Annotated in this window: 15 protein-coding genes and 1 pseudogene; 8 read left to right on the top strand and 8 right to left on the bottom strand. The window is 71.0% G+C overall.

Annotation, left to right across the window (positions count from 1 at the left end):
• Both V6S85_RS26300 and V6S85_RS26295 read left to right on the top strand, forming a co-directional pair.
• Positions 1–195 (top strand): annotated as a pseudogene (locus tag V6S85_RS26300) (C4-dicarboxylate transporter DctA); the annotation flags it as partial.
• A gap of 103 nt (positions 196–298) precedes the next feature.
• Positions 299–1,744: an OprO/OprP family phosphate-selective porin gene (locus V6S85_RS26295; protein WP_334350781.1), complete on the top strand. Its 1,446-nt coding sequence runs from the start codon at positions 299–301 to the stop codon at positions 1,742–1,744.
• Here the strand turns inward: V6S85_RS26295 and V6S85_RS26290 are convergent.
• The 6 genes from V6S85_RS26290 to V6S85_RS26265 form a co-directional block, all read right to left on the bottom strand.
• Positions 1,741–2,757, bottom strand: a complete 1,017-nt coding sequence (locus V6S85_RS26290) for an alpha/beta hydrolase fold domain-containing protein (protein WP_334350780.1) — start codon at positions 2,755–2,757, stop codon at positions 1,741–1,743. The two genes, V6S85_RS26295 and V6S85_RS26290, sit on opposite strands and share 4 nt — an antisense overlap.
• Before the next feature lie 11 nt (positions 2,758–2,768).
• Positions 2,769–3,368, bottom strand: a complete 600-nt coding sequence (locus V6S85_RS26285; protein ID WP_334350779.1) for a helix-turn-helix transcriptional regulator — start codon at positions 3,366–3,368, stop codon at positions 2,769–2,771.
• Between the two features lie 160 nt (positions 3,369–3,528).
• The gene (locus tag V6S85_RS26280; protein WP_334350778.1) at positions 3,529–6,249 is read right to left on the bottom strand and encodes an ATP-binding protein; all 2,721 of its coding nucleotides are present in this window, start codon (positions 6,247–6,249) and stop codon (positions 3,529–3,531) included.
• A 73-nt stretch (positions 6,250–6,322) separates the two neighbouring features.
• Complete coding sequence (locus V6S85_RS26275) at positions 6,323–8,788, bottom strand: ATP-binding cassette domain-containing protein (RefSeq protein ID WP_334350777.1); 2,466 nt, start codon at positions 8,786–8,788, stop codon at positions 6,323–6,325.
• 2 nt (positions 8,789–8,790) lie between these two features.
• Positions 8,791–9,669: a branched-chain amino acid ABC transporter permease gene (locus V6S85_RS26270; protein WP_334350776.1), complete on the bottom strand. Its 879-nt coding sequence runs from the start codon at positions 9,667–9,669 to the stop codon at positions 8,791–8,793.
• A gap of 3 nt (positions 9,670–9,672) precedes the next feature.
• Positions 9,673–10,851: an ABC transporter substrate-binding protein gene (locus V6S85_RS26265; protein ID WP_334350775.1), complete on the bottom strand. Its 1,179-nt coding sequence runs from the start codon at positions 10,849–10,851 to the stop codon at positions 9,673–9,675.
• 273 nt (positions 10,852–11,124) lie between these two features.
• Here V6S85_RS26265 and V6S85_RS26260 point away from each other — a divergent pair, with 273 nt between their 5' ends.
• The 6 genes from V6S85_RS26260 (at position 11,125) to V6S85_RS26235 (ending at position 19,329) form a co-directional block, all read left to right on the top strand.
• Entirely contained in the window at positions 11,125–11,910 is a 786-nt protein-coding gene (locus V6S85_RS26260; protein WP_101719162.1) for a GntR family transcriptional regulator, read from the top strand.
• Between the two features lie 8 nt (positions 11,911–11,918).
• On the top strand, positions 11,919–12,551 hold the full coding sequence (locus V6S85_RS26255; protein ID WP_058346295.1) for a flavin reductase family protein: 633 nt from the start codon (positions 11,919–11,921) through the stop codon (positions 12,549–12,551).
• Between the two features lie 489 nt (positions 12,552–13,040).
• Positions 13,041–16,334, top strand: a complete 3,294-nt coding sequence (locus V6S85_RS26250) for a TonB-dependent receptor (protein WP_334350774.1) — start codon at positions 13,041–13,043, stop codon at positions 16,332–16,334.
• An 8-nt stretch (positions 16,335–16,342) separates the two neighbouring features.
• Positions 16,343–17,746, top strand: a complete 1,404-nt coding sequence (locus V6S85_RS26245; protein ID WP_334350773.1) for an amidohydrolase — start codon at positions 16,343–16,345, stop codon at positions 17,744–17,746.
• A 203-nt stretch (positions 17,747–17,949) separates the two neighbouring features.
• Positions 17,950–18,558 carry a TMEM175 family protein gene (locus V6S85_RS26240; protein ID WP_207780706.1) on the top strand — a complete coding sequence of 203 codons (609 nt, stop codon included), beginning with the start codon at positions 17,950–17,952 and terminating at the stop codon, positions 18,556–18,558.
• 30 nt (positions 18,559–18,588) lie between these two features.
• Entirely contained in the window at positions 18,589–19,329 is a 741-nt protein-coding gene (locus tag V6S85_RS26235) for an SDR family oxidoreductase (protein ID WP_334350772.1), read from the top strand.
• A 66-nt stretch (positions 19,330–19,395) separates the two neighbouring features.
• Here V6S85_RS26235 and V6S85_RS26230 read toward each other — a convergent pair whose 3' ends face one another.
• Both V6S85_RS26230 and V6S85_RS26225 read right to left on the bottom strand, forming a co-directional pair.
• Positions 19,396–19,815 carry a hypothetical protein gene (locus tag V6S85_RS26230; RefSeq protein ID WP_334350771.1) on the bottom strand — a complete coding sequence of 140 codons (420 nt, stop codon included), beginning with the start codon at positions 19,813–19,815 and terminating at the stop codon, positions 19,396–19,398.
• 148 nt (positions 19,816–19,963) lie between these two features.
• Positions 19,964–20,431: a carboxymuconolactone decarboxylase family protein gene (locus V6S85_RS26225; protein ID WP_116565518.1), complete on the bottom strand. Its 468-nt coding sequence runs from the start codon at positions 20,429–20,431 to the stop codon at positions 19,964–19,966.
• Positions 20,432–20,592 lie beyond the last annotated feature (161 nt).

Here is a 20,592-nt window from a genome sequence, read left to right as displayed (position 1 = left end):
GGCATGGCCCTGATCCTCGGCGTCGACCGCTTCATGAGCGAGTGCCGCTCGCTGACCAACTTCATCGGCAACGCCGTCGCCACCGTCGTCGTCGCCCGCTGGGACAAGGCCCTGGACAAGGAGCAGCTGGACGCCGCCCTGGCCGGCCGGGCCGCTCCGATCGACGCCGAGCCGCTGCCGGCGCCCGCCGAGTAGGCCGCCGGGCCTTCCCGCAACCTGGGCCGCTTCCGTGGCGGCCTTTCCATCCCTCTTCGTCTCCCTCCCGCGCCCCCGCGCGGGAGGCGGGGAGAACGCAGCCATGCGCATGCTTTTCGCCACCACGGCCCTCGTGGCCGCCAGCGCCGCCGGCGCTGCCCAGGCCCAGGACGCCGACCTCGCCCTCCTGAAAGCCCAGATCCAGGCCCTGCAGGCGCGGATCGACGTGCTGGAGCGCCAGGCGCCCGTTCCGACCGCGCCCAAGCCGGTTTCCGCGCCGGTCGCCGCCGCCACGCCGGTCATCCAGACCACGCCGCCCAAAGCCGCGCCGGAGCCGATGCGCTGGGAGAACTCGCCGCGCTTCACCGATCCCTCGGGCGCGACGTTCAAGCTGCGCGGGCGGATCCTGCTGGACGCCGTCGACGCCGTGGCCCAGCGCGACGGCCTGGCCGACTATCACGCCCGCGAGCTTCGGGCCCGGCAGCTGTTCCTCGGCGTCGAGGGGCAGAACGGCCGCTGGGGCTATCGCCTGGAGGGCGGCGCGGTCAGCGGCGGCGCCTGGGGCTGGGACGACGCCATCATCGACTATCGCCTCGACAAGCAGACCAGCCTGCTGGTCGGCAACCAGAAGGCCGCCTCGCTGGAGGGGCTGACCTCGTTCAAGTCGATCACCTTCATGGAGCGCGGCGCCTATGGCGACGTGATCGACGCCGGCTACGTGCTGGCGCTGCAGGCGGTGCGCACCGGCACCAACTGGTCGCTGTGGGGCGCGCTGCAGGGCGACAACATCAACCGCACCGACGCCGTCGGCGGCTATGACCCCAACCAGGCGGTCGAGCGCATGGGCGCCACCGTGCGCGCCACCTGGTCGCCGCAGCTGTCAAAGGACGACCGCCTGCATCTGGGCGCCTGGGTCCGGCGGCGCGATCGAGGCGGCGAGACCGGCTTCACCTATTCGGCGGCGGCCAACACAGCCTTCCGGCCGCAGGCCTCCAGCGGCGCCACGCTGTTCTCGACCGGCGCGGTCGGCGACGGCGACACCACGCTGGGCCTGGAGGCGGCCTGGGTGCATCGCGCCCTGTCGCTGCAGGGCGAGGCGGCGCGGATCCGGGTCGACCGCATCGGGACCGACCTCAGCGCGGCCCTGGGCGGGCCGAACTTCGACATCGTCACGGCCTACGCCTCGGCCAGCTGGTTCGCGACCGGCGAGACGCGGCCCTACAATCCCAACGGCTCGTTCGGCCGGATCCGGGTGGCCCATCCGCTGGACCGGGGCGGCTTCGGCGCGCTGGAGTTCGCCGCCCGCTACGACTACGCCGACTTCAGCGACATGGCCGCCAACGGCGTCGCCCCCCTGGCGGCGCAGACGGGGCTGGCCACGGCCGGGACCTATCGCGCCGTGACGCTGGGCGCCAACTGGTACCCCTACAGCTACGTGCGACTGTCGGGGAACCTGACCCGCGCCCGGATCGACAACCGGCCGATCGCCGGCGGCGAACTCGACGCCGACGTCACCGTCGCCCAGGCCCGGTTGCAGCTGGAGTTCTAGGGGGCGGCGGCCTGATCGTTCAAGCCCAGCACCGAACGCAGGAAGCTGGCGACCGTGCGCACCGCCGCCCGCGTGGGCGGCGTGTCGCGCAGCGCCTCGAGCACGGCGAAGTCGTGGATCGTCCCGATCATCCGGACGGCGGTGACCTCGACCCCGGCTCGCATCAGCTTGCGGGCATAGGCCTCGGCGTCGTCGCGGGTGACGTCGGCCTCGGCAGTGATCACCAGGGTCGGCGGCAGGGCGGAAAGGCGGCGCAGCGGCGTGTCGAGCACGAAGGCGGGCGTGTCGTCGTCCGGCGCCGCGCCCAGGCAGGCCTCGCAGTAGCGCAGGTCATCGGCCGTGGGGCCTGGTCCCTCGGCGAAGGCCCGGCTGGAGGCGCTTTGCCCCACGGGCGCGGTGATCGGGCACAGCAGGACCTGGCCCGCCAGGACCGGCCCCCCGGCGATCCCCACCCGCAGCGCCACGCTCGCCGCGATCGCGCCGCCGGCCCCGTCGCCGGCCAAGGCGATGTGCTCGGCGTCGAGGTCGAGGCTCGCCGCGCGCTCGATGAGCGCCAGCAGGGCCAGGTGGGCCTGCTCGATCTGGGCCGGATGCCGGGCCTCCGGCGCGAGGGCGTAGCCGACATCGACGACCGCCGCGCCGGCGCCCAGCGCCAGCCGCCGCATCAGCCGCTCGTGCGTGCCGCCGCCGCCCATGATCCAGCCGCCGCCATGCAGGTAGAGCACGATGGGCAAGGGCGCGGACCGGCCCGGCGGCCGCAGGACGCGGAGCGGCAGGCGTTCGCCGTCGGCCAGGGTCAGGACCAGGTCGAGCACCTGCACCTCAGGCAGGTCCGACTGCGGCGCCTGGGCCTTGGCGAAGGCCGCGCGCGCCAGGTCCAGCGGCTGGTCGCGCAGGGGGGCGGAAGCGCGGTCCAGGCGCTCGTCGACGAACTGCTGGGTGACGGGGTCGAGCACCGGATGAGCCGAGGCGGGGGTCAGCACCGGGCCGGCGGCGGGGGTGCTGCGGGACAAGGCGGGATCCTTCACGCCAGGGCCGCGTCGGCCAGGCCGATCGAGGTGTCCTGGTCGCGCTGGTGCAGGCGACGCCAGACCAGCGGGCTGGTCTCGAAGGCGCGGCGGAAGCGGTTGGAGAAATGGGCCTGGTCGGCGAAGCCGCAGGCGGCGGCGATCTGGCCCAGGGGGGCGCTGGTCTCGACCATCATCCGGCGGGCGCGCTCCAGGCGGCGCTGGATGATGTGCTCGCGCGCCCCGCCGCCGTAGCTGACGGCGAAGGCCCGCGAGAAGTGGCTGACGCTGAGGCGGACCTGGTCGGCCAGGTCCGACACCTTGACCGGCGCGTCGAGATGGGCGGCGATGTGGGCGTCGACCCGGCGGATCTGCCAGGGCGCCAGGCCGCCGGTGATCGGCGCGGGACGGGCGTCGTCCAGCAGGCGCTTGCCTTCGCGCTGCACCAACTCGACGGCCTCGCGCACCCGGCGCTCGGCGGCCAGGCGGTCGTCGCGGGCGGCGGCGCGGGCGTCGGCCAGCAGGCCGGCGATCAGGTCGGGCAGGGCGCCGGCGCCCAGGTCGATCACGCGATCGAAGCCGGTGGCGGCGACGGGGGGCAGGGGTTCGAAAGACATGGCAGCGTTCCTTTCAGCGCCCGGCTCGCCGCCGGTGTGAAACTACGATGCCAAGGTCTTCCGCCCAGCGTGAGTTAAGCCTTGTGTAGAGTTGTGTAGCTGGAAAAGATCAGGAAAAGCAGCTGCTTGCCAGGTTGTTGCGTGGCGCGCGGCGTGGTGTTCAGCTCGCGTCGAGCAGCGCCCTCGCGGCCTGGCGGTCGGGACAGCCGGGCGCGTCGGGCAGGGCTTCCAGCGCCTCGCTCACCCGGCCCGGCTCGGCCAGGGAGATGGCTGTCCGCAGGCTCCAGGCGCCGGCGCCCTGGGCGCGGGACAGGTCGAGGGCGGCGTGCAGGCTGGCCTTTCGCTCCGCCGGATCGCCGGTGATGGCGCCAAGGCGCATCAGTTCGGGCCCGGCCCAGGTCGACGGCTCCTGGTCCAGGCGGGCCAGCATGGCCTCGTCCACCAGACCCGCGTCGGCGGCGGCGAAGCACTCGACCTGCATCGGGAAGGCGTCGGCCGGGACGCGGACGGAAGGATCGAGGGCGGCCAGGTAGCCCTGGCCCCACAGCTCCCAGAACCGCACGCCGCGCCCGCGCGCCCGTTCGAGCAGGCGATCCGCCCAGTGGCGGGCGAGGTCGGCGCGACCGGTCCACAGCGCGACCGGCACGGCCCCGACGGCCAGTCCGTAGCAGATGGTCAGGTCGTGGTCGGTGGCCAGGGCGGCCTCGGCGGTCTCCTGCGCCAGCCGCAAGGCCTGCGCGGACTCGCCGCGCAGCCACAGGATCCGCATCTTCAGGGCCTGGGCCGCGACGGTGTCGTTGACCTGGGCGTGGTTGGCCTGGTTGGCCACCACCGGGCCGGTATGGGTGGCGATCACCCGCTCGACCAGGCGCAGGGCCGTCTCCTGGTCGCCGGCGAAGTGATGGCGCAGGGCCTGCATGTGGTCGGCGGTCTGCAAGGCGGCGGGATCGCCCACGGCCTGGGCAATGGCCTGGAAGCCGTCGGCGAACACGGCGCAGTCGGCGTAGCGTCCGGCCAGGATGGCGTGAGCCCAGCGGCCCCAGCCTGCCCGCAGCCGCAAGGCCGGGTCGTCCAGCGCCTCGGCGATTTGCAGGGCGCGGGCGAAGGCGCTCTCCATGGCCGTCGTGGGGCCGCGGGTGTGCCACAGGGCGTGGCCCTGGGCGCTCAGCAGTTCGACCTCGGCGGCCGAACCGGCCAGGTCCGTGGCGGCGATGCTCTTCAGCGCCGTCTCGACCAGGGCCAGGAACTCGCTGGGCAGGCTGAGGTGGAACCACAGCGGCGCGGAGACGACGGTCAGGCGGATGGCCAAAGGCAGGTCGCCGGTCGGCGAGAACGCCCAGGAAAGGGCGGCGCGCACGTCGTCGACCAGGCGGCTCTTCTCGGCCAGCCATTCACGGCGGGCGCGGCCTTCCCAGGCGCTGTCGGTGTCGGCCAGCTGCGCGCAGCAGTATTCGGCATGGCGGCGGGCGGTCTCGCCGGCGTCCGGCCGCGCGGCCAGTGTCTCGCGGGCGTAGGCACGGGTGGTGTCGAGCAGGCGATAGAGGGTGGCCGGTCCTGAGGCGTCGACCGACAGCAGCGACTTGCGGGCCAGGGCGGTGACGATGTCGAGCACCGCGTGCCGGCCCAGGTCCTGATCGGCGGCGACCGAGCGGGCGGCTTCCATCGGAAAGGCGCCGGCGAACAGGCTGAGGCGATCCAGCACCGCGCGGCCCTCGGCCGGCAGCAGTCCATAGCTCCAGTCGAGCGTGGCGCGCAGGGTCTGCTGGCGGGGCAGGGCGGTGCGCCGGCCCTTGGTCAGCAGGTCGAAGCGGTCGTCGAGATTGGCCGCCAGCTCGGCGGCGCTCATCATGTCGATCCGGGCGGCGGCCAGTTCCAGCGCCAGCGGCATGCCGTCCAGCCGGCGGCAGATCTCGGCGACGGCGGCGGCGTTGGCGTCGGTCAGGGCGAAGGCGTCGTCGCTGGCCCGGGCGCGCTCGACGAACAGCTGCACGGCCGGGTAGCCGGCGGCGGCCCGCGCGTCGATCGCGCCGTCCTCCGGCGCGGGCAGGGTCTGTAGTCGGTGCACCCACTCGCCCTCGGCCCGCAACGCCTCGCGGCTGGTGGCCAGCACCAGGGTCGCGGGCGCGCCCTGGTGGATGGCCTGGGCCAGATCGGCGGCCGCGTCGACCACGTGCTCGCAGTTGTCCAGCACCAGCACCGTCGGGACCTGCGCCAGTCGCGCGACCACGGCGGCCTCGGCGGCGCGGCCCGAGCCGGGCAGGTCGAGCGCGGCGGCGGCCGTTCCGGCCACCAGTTCGGACTGGGCGACGGGCGCCAGGTCGATGAACATCCAGGGCAGGCCCCGCGCCTGGGCCACGCGCTCGGCGACGGCGGTGGCGACGGTGGTCTTGCCGATGCCGCCGGGGCCGATCACGGTCATGAAGCCGCGCTCGGGCAGCAGATGGACCAGGCTGTCGACGATGGCGTCGCGGCCGACGATCCGGCGCGCGGTCGCCCGCGCACGCGCTGGGGTGAACGGTGCGGGCTGCGAAGCGGCCGGCTCCCCGTCAGGACGCGTGACCGGGGCGACGAAGCGATAGCCGCGGCCCTGTTCGTTCAGCACGTAGCGGGCGCCGTCGCGGCCGTCGCCCAGGGCCTTGCGCAGGCCGGCGATGTGGACGCGCAGGGTGCTCTCATCGACCACCACGTCGGCCCAGACCCGCGCCAGCAACTGGTCCTTGCTCAGGAGGTCGCCGTCGGCGTCGATCAGGGCCAGCAGGATGTCCAGCGCCCGGCTGCCGATCGTCACAGGCCGGCCGCCGGCGCTCAGCAGGCGGCGTTCGCGATCGAGCGTGAACGGGCCGAAGGCGAGCGAGGAACTGGCGACGGTGCTGGGCGGCATGGAGGCGGTTTCGCGCGGATTCGTCTTGTCTCGATAGAACTAATCTTGCGCGATGGCGTGACCGTGACCCTGTTCAACCGCCGAGATAGGCTGCGTTGATCGCCGGATCGGCGGCGATCTGGGCCGAGGTCCCGTGGGCCACGATCGCTCCGCCGCTCAGCACATAGGCCCGGTCGGAGACCGACAGCGCCAGCCCGGCCATCTGGTCGACGATCAGCAGCGTGAGGTCCTGGTCGCGCAGGTCGCGGAAGGCGCCGAAGATCTCGTCGATCACGCGCGGGGCCAGGCCCAGCGACGGCTCGTCCAGCAGCAGCACCTTGGGCCGGCTCATCAGGGCGCGGGCCAGGGCCAGCATCTGCTGCTCGCCGCCGGAGAGCAGGCCGGCCCGCTGGTGCAGGCGTTCGGCTAGGCGCGGGAAGCGCGCCAGCATCTCCTGGGTGCGGGCCTCCAGGTCGCGGCGGTCGAGGAAGGCGCCCAGGCGGATGTTGTCGCGCACGGTCAGTTCAGGAAACACCTGCCGGCCCTCGGGCGACAGCACCACGCCCTTGCGCACGCGCTCGTTGGCCGACAGGCCGTTCAAGAGGCCGCCCTCGAAGGCGACCTGGCCCTCGGCGGCCGGGTGCAGGCCGGCGATGACCCGCATCAGGGTCGACTTGCCCGCGCCGTTGGCGCCCAGCAGGGCCACGGCCTCGCCCTGGCGGACCTCGATCTCGACGCCCGACAGCACGGGGGCGGCGCCATAGCCGGCGGTCAGGTTGACCACGCGCAGGGCGTCCAGCCGGCTGACCGGCCCGCGATCGACGGGCGCCGAGGCCGGGGCCGCGCCCAGATAGGCCGCGCGCACGGCCGGATCGGCCTGGATCTCTTCCGGCGTTCCCTGCGCGATCTGCACGCCGGCGTTCAGCACCACGACGGCGTCGGAGACGCCCATCACCAGGCCCATGTCGTGCTCGATCAGGCCGACGGCGACGCCGGCCTTGGCGATCTGCGTCAGCAGGTCGGCGAGGCGCCGCTTGTCTTCCTGCGACAGGCCGGCGGCGGGTTCGTCCAGCAGCAGCACGTCTGGGTCCAGCGCCAGGGCGCGGGCGATCTCGACCAGGCGGCGGTCGACATGGGCCAGGTCCCCGGCGGGAAGCGTCGGGTCGCCGGCATAGCCGCAGGCGGCCAGCAGGGCGCGGGCGCGTTCGCGCTGGTCGGGCGCGGCGAAGCGGGCGAGGGGCGCGCCCAGCCGGCCCCGGCGGGCGGCCAGCAGGACGTTGTCCTCGACGCTTAGGCTCTGGAACACCTGCGAGGTCTGGTACGAGCGCGCGACCCCGGCCCGCGCTGCCGCGAAGGCCTGGCGGGGCAGGGGCGCCTCGCCCAGCAGGCAGCGGCCGTCGGTGGGGCGGTAGAAGCCGCTGAGCAGGTTCATCACCGTCGACTTGCCCGCGCCGTTGGGGCCGATCAGGGCCGTGACCCGTCCGGGCGGCAGGCTGAAGCGGGCGCCGTCCAGGGCGCGCAGGCCGCCAAAGCGCATGCCGAGGTCCTCGGCCCGCAGTGCGGCGCGGGGGCGGGCGGTGAGCAGCTCGGCGAGGGGCGGCGCGGTCTCGGTAGGCAGGGCCGCGAGCGACTTTCGCTTGAAGGGCAGGGCGTCCCAAAGGCCGGCCAGCCCGCGTGGGGCCAGCCACAGCACCACCATCAGCAAGGCGCCGAACACCAGGATGCGATAGGCCTCGAACCCGGCCAGCAGCTCGGGCAGCAGGCCCACGACCAGGGCGCCCAGCAAGGGTCCCAGGCGGGTTCCGGACCCGCCCAGCACCACCACCAGCACGAACAGGATCGACTGGGTCAGGTTGAAGGTCTGCGGCGTGACGAAGCCGGCCATCGGCGCGAACAGGCCGCCGGCCGCGCCGGCGAACAGGGCCGACAGGGCGAAGGCCAGGGTGCGCACGACGGTGGGATTCAGGCCCACCGAGGCGGCGGCGACGTCGGTGTCGCGCACGGCGCGCATGGCCGCGCCCCAGCCGCCGGCCGACAGCCGCTGGAACGCCAGCAGCGAGGCGGCCGCCACCGCCACGGCCAGCATGGCCAGGCCGTTGGCGTCCAGCGCGGCGCCGAACAGGCTGGGGGCGGGAATGTCGAGGATGCCGTTCTGGCCGCCGGTGACGTCGCGCAGCTCCACGAGGCCATGCTCGACGATCAGGCCGAAGGCGATGGTCACCATCGCCAGGTACGGCCCTTTCAGGCGCAGGGCCGGGATCGCCATCAGCGCGCCGACGCCGCCGGCCAGCAGGGCCCCCAGCGGCCAGGCGATCCAGAAGCTGACGCCCAGGCGCGTGGTCAGCACCGCCACGGCATAGGCCCCGATGGCGTAGACGCCGGCATGGCCGAACGACATCTGGCCGCCAAGCCCGATCAGGATGTTGAGGCCGACGCCGACGATGACCAGCAGGGCGATCTGGCCCAGCACGAAGGCGTAGTAGCTGTCGAGCACGCCGGCCAGGACGAGGGCGGCGACGACCGCGCCCAGCGCGGCCAGGGTGGAGGCGATGGAGCGCATGCTCATACCTTTCGCACCTCGGCGCGGCCCAGCAGGCCGTCGGGGCGCAGGGCCAGGGCCAGGATCACCAGGCCGAAGTTCAGCATCTGGGTGTAGCCCGAGCCCAGCACGCTGGCGGACGCGGCCTCGACCACGCCGAACAGCACGCCGGCGGTTATGATCCCCCACGGGTTCTTGAGGCCGCCGAGGATCGCCACGGCGAAGGCCTTCAGGCCCAGGACGACGCCCATATCGGGCTGGATGGTGAACAGCGGCGCGACCAGGGCGCCGGCCATGCCGGCCAGGGCCGAGGAGACGGCGAAGGCCGCCGCGATCATCGCGCCGACGGGAATGCCCATCAGGCTGGCGGCGTCGCGGTTCTGGGCCACGGCCAGGATCGCCGTGCCCAACAGGGTCTTGCGGCTCACCCAATGCAACGCGGCGGCGGTGGCCAGGCCGACGACCGGTATCAGCAGGTGCAGAGGATAGACGCCCAGCGAGGCGCCGCCGACGCTCACCGACGAGGCGGTGAGGATGGAACTCAGGCTGCGCGGCTCGGTGCCGAACAGGAAGAGCGTGGCGTTGTCGGTGACCAGACCCAGGGCGACGGTGGCCATCAGCCAGGCGTCGGACCGGCGCCTTAGGAACGGCCGCACGGCCAGCCCCTCGACCAGCAGGCCGTAGAGGCCGCACAGCGCGATCGTCGCGGGCGCGGCCAGCAGCATTGGCCAGCCCAGGGTGCGTTCCAGCGTGAACAGCAGCACCGCGCCCAGCATGGCGCTGGTCCCTTGCGCGAAGTTCAGCGCCCCGCAGACCGAGAAGTTGATGTGGAAGCCCAGCGCGATAAGCCCGTACATGCTGCCGAGCGCGAGGCCGCTGAGGAGGGGAGCGACGAGATCCATGGCCTAGCCGCGCTGGACCGGCACGATGGCGTCGCCCTCGAAGCGGGCCCAGACATAGTCCTTCTGGGTCAGGGCGTCGTGGCGGCCGTCGGCGAACGGGCGCTCGTAAGTCTTGATCAGGCCTTCGTAGCGGTCGATGGCGGCGAAGCCCTTGCGCACGGCGTCGCCGTCGGTGGAGCCGGCCTTGTTCAGCGCGAGCGCCGTCAGGTGCAGGGCGTCGTAGGCGTTGGCCACGCCCACGGCCGGCGAGATGTCGGCCGGCGACTTGATGTCGGGGTACTTGGCCATCAGGGCTGCCAGCACCTTGTCGCGCGCCGGGGTGATGGGGCCTGCGAAGCTGTAGGTCTGGACGAAGGTGACGCGGCCGGCGTTGGGGCCGGCCAGTTCGCCGAAGCGTCCGCCGGCCGGGCCCCAGTGCGAGACCACCGGCACGGTCCAGCCCATGCGGTCGAGCGAGCGCACGACCTGGGCCGACGGTCCGACCGTGCCGACCAGCAGCAGGGCGTCGGCGCCGGCCGCGCGCAGGCGGCCAAGCTGAGGCGTCACATCGACATCCGACGGCTCGAAGCGTTCGGAGCCGGCGAGGGGAGAGCCGGCCGCCGCCAGCGCCGCCTTCAGCCCCTTCTCGTTGGACTCGCCCCAGGGGTTGTTGAGCAGGATCAGGCCGGGGCGCTTGGCCGCGAAGGTCTGGCGGGCGTAGGCGACCATGGCCTTGTCGACCTCCTCGTCGACGGCCGAGACCCGGAACACGAAGTTGGGGCTGGTCCCGTTCTGAGTGATGGCCGTGCCGGCCGCCCACGGCACCATGAAGGGAACCTTGGCCTGGCTGGCGATCGGCACGATGGCGCGGGCCACCGGGGTGTCGAGCCCGCCGAACAGCACGGCGACCTTCTCGCGGTGGATCAGTTCGCGGGCGGCGGTGACGCCCCGGGCCGGATTGCTCTCGTCGTCGCGGCGGACCAGCTCCAGCTTGCGCCCGCCCAGCACGCCGCCGGCGGCGTTGATCTCGTCGATGGCCACGGTCAGGCCCCTGGTGATGGCCTCGCCCGAGCGCGCCGACTGGCCGGAGAGGGCGGTGACCAGGCCGATCTTCACCGGCCCCGCGCCGCCCTGGCCCTTGCAGGCGGCCAGCAGGACGGCGAGGCTTCCGACGGCGAACATGCGGCGGGACGGATTCGACACGAGACACCTCTTGAGCTGGCGCGGCGCGTGGGCGGCGGGCCGTGTTCGAGGGCGAGTTAATCGCGTCGCTCGCGCATCGGCTCATAAAATCGTCGACGATTTGAAGAATTATGCGTCGACATTCAGGCTGAGCAGAAAGTCGACATTCGTCATTGCAAATCTGCTCGCGATCGCGGCATCGTGGCCTCAAGGCGGTTGGTTGGCGTGGATCCCCGGTTGCATCGGGCTCGATGCGGGCGCCTACAACCGCAATCACCAGTTTCGGCGGATTTCATGACCCAGACGCCCTCGGCCAAGCCGCGCAAGACCGCCTCGACCGCCGCCGGCGCGCGCAAGGCCGGCCGTGGTCCGGCCAAGACCGACATGGCCGGCATCGCCGCCGTCGACGGCGGGGCCGATGTCGAGCAGCGGATCTATCAGTCGGTGTTCGACGGCGTGCTGAACCAGCGCCTGCCGCCGGGCACCAAGCTGCCCGAGCCTGCTTTGTGCTCGCTGTTCGGCGTCAGCCGGGCGGTGGTGCGCAAGGTGCTGCAGCGGCTGGAGCACGACCGCATCGTCGAGTTGCGCCCCAACCGCGGCGCGGTCGTGGCCGCCCCGACGCCGGAAGAGACCCGCAAGATCTTCGAGGCCCGCCGCGCGCTCGAGGCCGCCCTGGTCGAACTGGCCGTCCAGCGCCATAGCGGCAAGGACATCGAGGAACTGCACGCTCTGCTGCACCAGGAGGAAGAGGCCATGGCCAACGCCTACCAGCCGGCCTGGGCCCAGACGGCGCGCAACTTCCACCTGCGGGTGGCGGCCCTGGGCGGCAACCCGATCCTGCTGGCCTACCTGACCGAACTGATCTCGCGCTGCTCGCTGATCGTGGCCCTGTACGAGCCGGCCGGCAACGCCGCCTGCGAGCACGAGGAGCATTGCGACATCGTCGACGCCATCTCCAAGGGCGACGCCAAGCGCGCCGTGGCGGCGATGAACGCCCACCTGGTCGGTCTGGAGGAGCGGATCTGCCTGGAGCGGCCGTCCTCGGTGAAGACCCTGGCCCAGATGCTGAACCTGGCCTGAGCCGCGCCATGCACGTCGATTTCGCCAGCATCACCGCCTATCAACGCTACAAGCTGATGGCGAGCCTGATCGTGCCCCGGCCGATCGCCCTGGTGACCACGATCAACGCCGACGGCGTGGTCAACGCCGCCCCCTTCAGCATGTTCAACATGCTGGGCGAGGAGCCGCCGCTGGTGATGATCAGCATCAACCTGCTGGCCTCCGGCGGGCTGAAGGACACGGCCGCCAACATCGTCGAGTCCGGCCAGTTCGTGGTGCACCTGGCCGACGAAGCCATCGCCGCCAAGATGCACGCCTGCGGCGAGGCTCTGCCCGCCCATCAGAGCGAGCTCGACAAGGTGGGGCTGACGACCGCCCCGTCGGTCGAGATCGCCCCGCCGCGCATCGCCGAGGCCCCGGTCGCCTTCGAATGCGCCCTGTGGGAGACGATCCGCACCGACAGCCGGCTGATCTTCTTCGGCAAGGTGCTGCACCTGCACGCCCGCGAGGGCCTGATCGACACCAAGGCCTGGCGGGTCAGCCTGCAGGACTATTTCCCCGTCGGCCGCTTCGGGGCCAGCTTCTACGTCACCACCCGCGACCGGTTCTCGCTCGAGGACGAGGCGGGCAAGGTGCGCGAGACCGAGATCGACCGCATCTAGGTCGGGGGCTCTGGGCTTTCCTATCCCTGCCATTCCCCAAAGCCGTCCTTTCCCGCGAAGGCGGGGACCCAAGCTGAATCTCAGAAGAAGGCGCGGAGGAGAGCGAGCCGCGGACGCCGCCTGGATCCCCGCTTTCGCGGGGAAGCTCGGAGGTGATGGCTGGCGTCGCTGGGTGTTGATCCGACCTGGGCCGTCCGCGTCCGGAGGATCGTCGACGATCCTTCGACTCCTCATCTACGTCAGAACCCCATTCGACGACCCGCGGCGCCCCAAGGCCGGGCGCCTTGTCGAGCCGCATGGCCAAAAAAACCGGCAGACATAACGTCGACAGTGATTTATCAAATCGTCGACGATTTAGTTTTAGATCATCGACGAAATTCCAGTTTCCCTGAAGTCGTCCCTGGCGGCCCGGCGACCGTGCCGATCCCGCCGCCGAGGACACGGCCGCGTGGGGATACGCGCGCCGCACTCGCAACAGGGGATATGGCGATGACGTTCATGAGAAGGCTTTCGGCCGGCGCCGCGATCGGGGTGATCGCGATGGCCGCCGCGCCCGCGGTGGTCCAGGCGCAGGTGATCACCGGCGCGATCCAGGGGCGGCTGACCGACGAGGCCGGCGCGCCCGTGGCCGGCGCCCAGGTCACGATCGTCCACGCGCCCTCGGGCACCACCACGACGGCGACCACCAGCGCCGACGGCGCCTTCTCGGCCCGCAACCTGCGTCCGGGCGGCCCTTACCGGGTGACGGCCAACTCCGAGACCTACGGCGCCAAGACCGTCGAGGTGCCAGCGATCAATACCGGCGACGCCTTCCAGCTGAACTTCGCGCTGGACGGCGGATCGGTCGACGCGGTGGTGGTCACCGCCGCCTCGGTCGGCGCCAAGGATCTCAAGACCGGTCCCAGCTCCAACTTCAGCGCCGCCCAGATCCAGCTGGCGCCGTCGATCAGCCGCGACCTCAAGGACCTGGCGCGGATGAACCCGTTCGTGGCCATCGACTCCACCAACAGCAAGGCGCTGATCTGCGGCGGGGCCAACAACCGCTCCAACTCGCTGACCATCGACGGCGTGCGCCAGAACGACGACTTCGGGCTGCAGGCCAACGGCTATCCCACCCAGCGCTCGCCGATCTCGATGGACGTGGTCGAGACCCTGGGCGTCGAGCTGGCGCCCTATGACGTCAACTACGGCTCGTTCGGCGGCTGCACGATGAACGCCACGACCAAGTCGGGCGGCAACGCCTTCCACGGCATGGTGTTCTTCGAGAACACCAACCAGAACCTGCAAGGCAAGAAGTTCGAGTACGACGACTTCCAGGACGGTTCGCGCCAGAAGCGCACCCTGGGCGGCAAGTTCTCGGAAAAGACCTGGGGCGCCACCCTGACCGGCCCGATCATCAAGGACCGACTGTTCTTCACCGCCAACTACGAGAAGTTCGAGCGCGTCGAGCCGTCCCTGACCGGCCCGGTCGGTTCGGGCATGCCCAACGAGGTTCCCGGGATCACCGTCGCCCAGGCCGAGCAGGTGCGCGAGATCATCAAGCGCGTCTACGGCTACGACCCGCTGGGCTACTCGGCCTCGCAGTTCCGCAATCTCGACGAAAAGTACTTCATCAAGCTGGACTGGAACATCAGCGACCGCCACCGGGCGACCGTCTCCTACCAGCGCACCTACGGCTCGAACCTCAACGCCTCGGGCAACACCCTGACGGGCGCCTCGACGTCGCTGGGCCTGCTGTCGAAGTGGATCGAGCGCGAGAACAATCTCGACGTCTACAAGGCCCAGCTGTTCTCGAACTGGACCGACAACTTCACCACCGAGCTGTCGGCCTCCTACAAGAAGATGGACAATCCCTCGACGCCGCTGGCGGGCACGGACTACGCCCAGTTCCGGGTGTTCGTGAACGGCGCGGGCGTGGGCCCCAGCATCTATGCCGGCACCGACGCCTCCTACCAGGCCAACGAGCTGACCACCTACCTGCAGCAGTACCGGGCCAAGGGCGTCTACACCCTGGGCGCCCACAAGATCACCGGCGGCTACGAGCGCGAGGCGCTGAAGATCTGGGACGTCTTCGTCCAGAACGCCAACGGCGCCTATGTCTTCGACTCCATCGCCGACCTGGAGGCCAAGCGGGCTTCGTCGCTGGCCTACGCCAACGCCGGCGACAACATCAAGGCGCACGGCGGGGCCACGATCCACTCGGCCATGAACACCGTCTACCTGCAGGACGAGTGGGCGATCCTGCCGAACCTGACCCTGAAGGCGGGCCTGCGCTACGACTGGTTCGAGCAGAGCGACAGCCCGCAGGCCAACCCCGTGATCATGGCCCGCTATGGCCTGGACAACAGCGCCAACCTCGACGGCAAGCACCTGCTGCAACCGCGCTTCGGCTTCAACTGGCAGCCCGATCCGACCCTGACGGTCTATGGGGGCGTGGGCCTGTTCGGCGGCGGCTCGCCCACCGTGTGGACGGCCAACACCTTCTACAACACCGGCATCGTGCTCGGTAACGTCAACTGCGCCCGCTCCGCCACGACCAGCGCCGCGTGCCTGGCGGGCCTGAACAACGTCGACGCCAAGGTGGTCAACCCGGCGGTCCAGCAGCTCAACACCGCCAGCGCGGCGACGGGGCAGGGGCTGACCAACATCCTCGACCCGGACTTCAAGCCGCAGTCCTCGTGGAAGGCCTCGATCGGCGTCCAGAAATACTTCGACCTGGGCCGGTTCGGCGGCGACGACTGGCGGGTCAGCGCCGAATACATCCGCACCGAGGTCAAGGACGCCGTCACCTGGCGCGACCTCTATAGCGAGGCCAATCCCGGGCCCGCCGCCCCGGACGGGCGCCCGACCTTCCTGCGCGGGCGCGACAACCGCTACGACATCCTCGTCACCAACACGAGCCAGGGCCATACCGACCAGCTGGGCGTGGCGCTGGGCAAGCGGTGGTCCGACGGCTGGCTGGACGGCCTGGACGCCCAGGTCTCGCACACCTACATCAACTCCAAGGACGTCAATCCGGGCATCAGCACCGTGGCGGCGGCCAATTACAACGGCGTGGCCACCGACGATCCCAACGACCCGGGCCTGGCGACCTCGAACTACGAGTTCCGCAACCTCTCCAAGCTGTCGCTGAGCTATCGGCGCGAGTTCTTCTCGGGCTATCGCACCGGGATCAGCCTGTTCGCCCAGCGCCGCTCGGGCCTGCCGTTCAGCTACACCTTCGACGTCGGCGCGAACGCCGCCCAGCCCGGCGACGTGCTGGTGGGCGAGAACGGCTCGAACGCCTCGCGCAATCGCCAACTGCTCTATGTGCCCAAGACCCAGAACGGCCTGGTCACGGCGACCAGCGACCCGATCATCTCCTACGCGCCGGGCTTCGACTTCGCCGCCTTCAACGCCTTCCTGCAGAAGACCGGCCTGATCGACTACGCCGGCAAGATCACGCCGCGCAACGCCTTCAAGTCGCCCGAGGTCACCACGATCGACGTGCGCCTCAGCCAGGAGGCTCCGGCCTTCTTCCCGCACGCGGCCAAGGCCGAGATCTATGTCGACATCGAGAACCTGGGGAACATGCTCAACAACAAGTGGGGTGTGATCCAGCAGGTGCCCAACCCCTACGTCTCGTCGAACATCGTGGCCCGCAACTGCCAGTTCGCCGGCGTCGGCTGCGCCGCGGGGCAGGGGAATTTCTACCAGTTCGACAAGTTCACGTCGAAGGCCGCCACCAGCTTCAACACCCAGTCCGTCTGGCAGGTGAAGCTCGGCGTCCGCTACAAGTTCTAGAGGCCGATATGAGCGATCGCATGTTCAACACCCCTTCCGTTTCCGCCGCCCCGGCGGCCGACCTTTCCCGCCGCGCCCTGCTGGGCGCCGGCGGCCTGGCGGCGGGGGCCCTGGGCCTCGCCGCCTCGGCCCCATCGGCTGCGACCGCCGCCCCGGCCAAGGGACCGGCGACGGGCGCGACGTACTTCCTGCGCAACGTCCGCCTGGAGACCGGCTACGAGCGCGAGGGCGAAGAGGTCGTCGCCACCCGCACCGAGCTCAAGACCCTCAAGATCGACAAGGGGGCCATCGCCGCCATCCTGCCGGCCGGTGCGGCGATCCCGCCCGGCGCGGTGGTGCACGACGCCGGCGGCCTGCTGATGCTGCCGTCGTTCCGCGACATGCACATCCACCTCGACAAGACCTTCTACGGCGGTCCGTGGCAGGCGCCGCGCAAGCGAAAGGGCGGCATCGCCGGCCAGATCAAGCTGGAGCAGAAGCTGCTGCCCGAGTTGCTGCCGACGCTTGAACCGCGCGCCGAGGCCCTGGTGGCGCTGTTGCAGGGCTATGGCACGACCTTCGCCCGCAGCCAGTGCAACGTCGATCCGGTGATCGGGACCAAGCACGTCGAGAAGCTGAAGGCCGCGCTGGACCGCCACCAGCCCGACTTCGGCTACGAGATCGTCGCCTTCCCGCAGCACGGCTTCGCCAGCATCGGCCTGGAGCAGCAGATGCGCCAGGCGGTCCGGGCGGGCGCGGCCTATGTGGGCGGCATCGATCCCACAACCGTCGACGGCGGCATGGAGCGGTCGGTCGACCTGATGATGCAGGTGGCGCTGGACGAGAAGGCCGGGGTCGACATCCACATCCACGAGCCGGGCGAAAGCGGCGCAGCCGCCATCTCGCGCATCACCGACATCACCGCCCGCAATCCGGCGCTGAAGGACCGGGTGACGATCAGCCACGGCTTCTCGCTGATGTCGCTGGACAAGCCGGCCCTGACCGAGCTTGCCGGGCGCATGGCGGCGGCGGGCGTGTCGGTCGCCTCCACCGTGCCGTTCGGCGGTCGGGTGATGCCGATCCCGGCTCTCCAGGCGGCGGGCGTCAAGGTGTTCACCGGCACCGACAGCGTCATCGACCACTGGTCGGTGTTCGGCAGCGGCGACGTGCTGGAGAAGGCCAAGCTGGCCTGCCAGCTCTACGGCTGGTCGGACGAGCAGGCCATCGGCCAGGCCCTGAAGATTCCCACCGGCGGGATCACCCCGCTGTCGCCCACGGGCGAGCAGCAGTGGCCCAAGGCCGGCGACGCGGCCGACTGCGTGTTCGTGGACGCGGCCAGCTCGGCCGAGGCGGTGGCGCGCCTGACGCCCCGCCAGGCAGTCCTGCATCGGGGCGTCGTGGCGGCGGGTGGGTTCAAGGCCGCCCGCGTCTGATCCAGGATCGACCCGCTCCGTCGCCACGACGGGGCGGGTCGACGCCGACCTCGAGCCTTTGGGCCAAGTGATCAACGACCAAAGTCTAGGCCGGGGACTACGCTTGGCCGGATGGGCTGCGCGAGGCGCGTCGAGCTATTGCCTACGGTAAGCGTCAGGCGCTCCTTTCGAGCCGCGGGACGCGCTTTTCCGCGAGGCCCGGCATGGCGACACAGATTTCGAAGACGCGCCTGGAAGCATTCAGCGACGGCGTGATCGCGATCATCATCACCATCATGGTGCTGGAGCTGCAACCGCCCAAGGGCGGCGACCTGGCCGCCTTGCTGCCGCTGCTGCCGACCTTTCTCGGCTATGCGCTGAGCTTCACCTATGTCGGCATCTACTGGAACAACCACCACCACCTGCTGCGGGCCGCGGGCGGCATCAGCGGTTCGGTGATGTGGGCCAACCTGCACCTGCTGTTCTGGCTGTCGATGATCCCCTTCGCCACGGCCTGGATGGAGCAGAGCCACTTCGCCCGCGTGCCGGTGGTGACCTACGGCGTGCTGCTTCTGATCACCGGCGCGGCCTTTCGTCTCCTGGCCTCGCGCCTGGCGCGCCACGAGGGGCGGGAGTCGGCCCTGGCCGCCGCATTGGGCGGCGACTGGAAGACCAACCTGTCGATCGCCGGCTACGCGGCCGGGGTGCTGGTCGCCATCGTCTCGCCCACGGCCTCGCTGGCCCTCTACGTGGCCGTCGCCGCGCTGTGGCTGCTGCCCGATCGACGCGTCGCCCACCTGGCCGACGGTCGCCACCACGCCGCCGAGAACTGAGCGGCGGCGCTTCCAGAAACGAGGATCGAGATGGATTTCGAAGGCGAACACCAGGGCAAGGTCGCCCTGGTGCTGGGTGGATCGCGCGGTATCGGCGCGGCCATCGTCGAGCGGCTGGCCATGGACGGAGCCAAGGCGGCCTTCACCTACTTCGCCTCGCCGGACCAGGCGCAGGCGCTCACCGTCAGGCTTGGCGGCCAGAGCTGCGAGGTCGTCGCCATCCAGGCCGACAGCGGCGACGCCGCCCAGGTCGAGGCGGCGATCGACGAGACGCTGGCGCGGTTCGGGCGGCTGGACATCCTGGTGGCCAGCACCGGCGTGCTGCACCGCGGCCCGATCGAGCAGATCTCGCTCGAGGAATTCGATCGGGTGATGGCGGTCAATGTTCGGGGGGCCTTCGCGGCCGTGCGCCACGCCGCGCCCCTGATGACCGAGGGCGGGCGGATCGTCACCATCGGCAGCAACATCGTCGCCCGCGTCGGCTTCACGGGAGCGACGCTCTACACCATGGCCAAGGCGGCCGTGGCCGCCCTGGTCAAGGGCGCGGCGCTGGACCTGGCTTCGCGCGGGATCACGGTCAACAACATCCAGCCCGGGCCGACGACCACCGACATGACCTCGGCCCATGTGGAGATGATCCTGCCGCTGATCCCGCTCGGCCGCATGGGCCGGCCTACCGAGGTGGCGGGCCTGGTCTCGTACCTGGCGCGCGACGAGGCGGGTTTCATCACCGGCGCCAGCCTGACGATCGACGGCGGCGTCTCGGTCTAGCGACGACGAAAGGAACCGGCTGGAGCGATCGCCCCAGCCGGTCCGCAACCATTCCGAGCTGTCGGATCAGCGGCCCAGGATCAGGGCGGCCTTGTGCGTGTTGCGCGCGGCCCAGAGGGTTGCGACCCAGCCCAGGATCGCCGGCAGGGTGACCGCCGGGAAATCGCGCGGGATGACCGAGACGGAGCAGATCCCGACCGCCACCTCCCAGAAGTGGAACAGGGCGTGGCCCGAGAGCCAGATGGTCGGGGCGGCCCACAGGAACAGGCGCAGGTCGGGCCGTTTCGCGCCGCACAGGAAGCTTGCGCCGATCAGCATGAAGACCAGGCCGATGTCGCGGATGAAGTGCTGGTTGTACGACCCGGTCGTGGTCACGCCGGGCACGGCGAAGTACCAGCCCTCGGGCGAGATCAGCATGAACAGGCCGTTGGCGATGGCCGCCACGCCGAGGACGACGGCGAGGCCGACGATGATGGATTTCGTCACGGTGGATCCTCCGAGGAGCAATGGAAAAGTCACGCCCCGGCCCGCTGGGGGAGCCGGGGCGTGACGGAAGGCGGCCGGGCGTCGCGGGGTAGCAGGGACTGGCCGCCTTCCGGCGTCGAACAAGCGGGGGGAGAGTTCGACGCGTCCTTTAGGCCGCGGAGGCGGCCGGCTGCACGGCGTGACCAGTGCGCGCGGCCACCTGCAGGCGGTTCCACGAGTTGATCTGGCCGATCAGCAGCGACAGGGCGGCGATCTCGGCGTCGCTGAACTGGGCCTTGACCAGGGCGTAGTCGGAATCCGGGGCGCGGGTCGTGGCGATGAAGGTCAGGGACTCGGTCCAGGCCAGGGCGGCGCGCTCGCGGTCGGTGTAGAGGGGGGACTCGCGCCAGGCGTCGAGCATCTGGATGCGCAGGTCGGTCTCGCCATGCTGGCGGGCGTCCACCACGTGCATGTAGATGCAGAAGGCGCAGCCGTTGATCTGCGAGGCGCGCAGGCGGACGAGCTCGGCGAGGCTGTGCTCGAGGCTGGTCGCGTTGATGGCGGTCTCGACGGCCAGCATGGCCTTGGTCACTTCGGGGACCAGCTGGAACGGGGCGAAGCGGGGCGTGTTGGTCATCGTCGTTTCCTTTGTGACGGTGAAGACGACGCCACTGTGCTCGGCGGTCCGGGATGTGAGCCATCGTGCGGGAAGGGCGAAGCCCTAGGGTCTGGACTCAATTGAGCCAGTAGGCGCAGAGGGCGGCGATGAGGACGCCGGAGAGGTAGTTCCTGGCCAGC

The organism is Caulobacter sp. CCNWLW153 (genome assembly GCF_036889365.1).
GTDB lineage: Bacteria > Pseudomonadota > Alphaproteobacteria > Caulobacterales > Caulobacteraceae > Caulobacter > Caulobacter radicis.
This window is presented reverse-complemented; position numbering and strand designations above follow the sequence as displayed.